The organism is Flagellimonas flava (assembly GCF_050617915.1).
In the GTDB taxonomy this organism is placed as follows: Bacteria; Bacteroidota; Bacteroidia; order Flavobacteriales; family Flavobacteriaceae; genus Flagellimonas; species Flagellimonas flava_A.
Window position 1 is genome coordinate 1 of sequence record NZ_JBODQE010000197.1, and the last position, 234, is coordinate 234.

The window sequence follows — 234 nt, forward strand, 5'->3', positions numbered from 1 at the left end:
TAGGGCGAGTAAAATTTTAATCACATCGTACTTTGTGCTATTGACCACCATAGCGTTGATTGCAGCCATTAAATTTGACATAGGCCCTGTGAAATTTCATTTAGCGGAGCAGGGAATCTTCAATTTCCCCTACATCTGGCACTTCAACACCTTTGTCACGGCTTTTTTCAAACTGTTCCTCGCCATAGTCATTGTATCCATGATGGCCAACGAGTACAGCAATAAAACCATCAA

The 234-nt window shown here is 41.5% G+C and carries 1 pseudogene; it reads left to right on the forward strand.

Annotation, left to right across the window (positions count from 1 at the left end):
• Nucleotides 1-234 (forward strand): annotated as a pseudogene (locus tag ACRHOZ_RS21520) (ABC transporter permease); the annotation flags it as partial.